We start from the raw sequence: 1,646 nt of genomic DNA on the forward strand, positions 1-1,646 counted from the left end.
CTGAACTGGTTGATCACCAACTTCGTGGACAACACCCCGGGGGTGTCGCACACGGTGGTGGTCTCCGCCGACGGCCTCCTTCTGGCCATGTCCGAGGGGTTTCCGCGGGATCGTGCCGATCAGTTGGCGGCGGTCGCGTCGGGGCTGACCTCGCTGACCGCTGGTGCGTCGCGCATCTTCGAGGGGGGTGCGGTGAATCAGACGGTGGTGGAGATGGAGCGTGGGTTCCTTTTCATCATGTCGATCTCCGACGGTTCCTCGCTGGCGGTGCTGGCGCATCCGGAGGCGGACATCGGTCTGGTCGGGTATGAGATGGCCCTGTTGGTGGACCGTGCGGGTACGGTGCTGACGCCGGACCTCCGCGCCGAACTGCAGGGAAGTCTGCTCAACTAGCAATACAGACCGTGCGTATCGCGTCTCCGCGCCATAAGGTGCGGGGACGCGGTGGGCTAGCGGCACACGGAAGACAGCGGCCCGAGCGACGTCAGGCAGTGGAGGAGGAGACGTGGCAACACCCCCAGGCGGTCCCTACGGCGGTGAGCACCGGTCTCAGCCGCGGCACGACCCGTCCATGAAGCGCTACAACTTCCCCTCCGCCCCGAGCGGGCAGCACTGGCAGGAGCCCCACTCCCAGCCCGGGCCGCAGGACCACCCCCAGTACCAGCAGCCTCAGCAGCCCCACCCTCAGCAGCCTCCCCACCCGGGGCGGGCCGAGGAGCCCGCCCGGTCCCGCCGCTCCCGGCCCGCGGCCGACGGCGGCGGATCGTCGCCGCTGGTGAGGCCGTACGCCATGACCGGGGGCCGTACCCGGCCGCGCTACCAGCTCGCCATCGAGGCGCTGGTGCACACCACCGCGCAGCCCGCCCGGCTCCAGGGCCAACTCCCGGAGCACCAGCGGATCTGCCATCTGTGTTACGAGATCAAATCGGTTGCCGAGATCTCCGCACTTCTCTCCATTCCCTTGGGCGTCGCCCGTATCCTCGTGGCCGACCTGGCCGAGGCCGGCCTCGTCGCCATCCATCAGCCGGGCAGCAGCAGCGAGCCCGGCGGCCAGCCAGATGTGACACTGCTCGAAAGGGTGCTCAGTGGACTTCGCAAGCTCTAGCGGTGCAACCCGCTCCACCACCTCCGCGAAGATCGTGGTGGCGGGCGGGTTCGGCGTGGGCAAGACGACCTTCGTGGGCGCCGTGTCGGAGATCAACCCGCTGCGTACCGAAGCCGTGATGACCGCCGCGTCCGCCGGGATCGACGACCTGACGCACACCGCCGACAAGACCACCACCACGGTGGCGATGGACTTCGGCCGTATCACGCTGGACCAGGACCTGATCCTGTACCTGTTCGGTACGCCGGGCCAGGACCGGTTCTGGTTCATGTGGGACGATCTGGTGCGCGGTGCGATCGGCGCGGTGGTGCTGGTGGACACCCGCCGGCTGGCGGACTGCTTCCCGGCGGTGGACTACTTCGAGAACTCGGGTCTGCCGTTCGTGATCGCGCTGAACGGGTTCGACGGGCATCAGCCGTACACGCCGGACGAGGTGCGTGAGGCGCTGCAGATCGGTCCGGACGCGCCGATCATCACCACCGACGCGCGGCACCGGGCGGAGGCGAAGAGCGCGCTGATCACGCTGGTCGAGCACGCGCTC

At 68.8% G+C, this 1,646-nt stretch carries 3 protein-coding genes; all 3 read left to right on the top strand.

Features of this window, described 5'->3' with window-relative positions; translation table 11 throughout:
• Positions 1-393: roadblock/LC7 domain-containing protein (locus CUT83_RS10160; RefSeq protein WP_101255536.1), on the top strand; the 393-nt coding region annotated here is incomplete at its 5' end.
• Positions 394-505: 112 nt separating this feature from the next.
• On the top strand, positions 506-1,105 hold the full coding sequence (locus tag CUT83_RS10165; RefSeq protein WP_240957786.1) for a DUF742 domain-containing protein: 600 nt from the start codon (positions 506-508) through the stop codon (positions 1,103-1,105).
• On the top strand, positions 1,086-1,646 hold a 561-nt coding region (locus CUT83_RS10170; RefSeq protein WP_101255538.1), incomplete at its 3' end, for a GTP-binding protein. The genes CUT83_RS10165 and CUT83_RS10170, both read left to right, overlap by 20 nt.

Source organism: Streptomyces barkulensis (assembly GCF_002843305.1).
GTDB classification, from domain to species: domain Bacteria; phylum Actinomycetota; class Actinomycetes; order Streptomycetales; family Streptomycetaceae; genus Streptomyces; species Streptomyces barkulensis.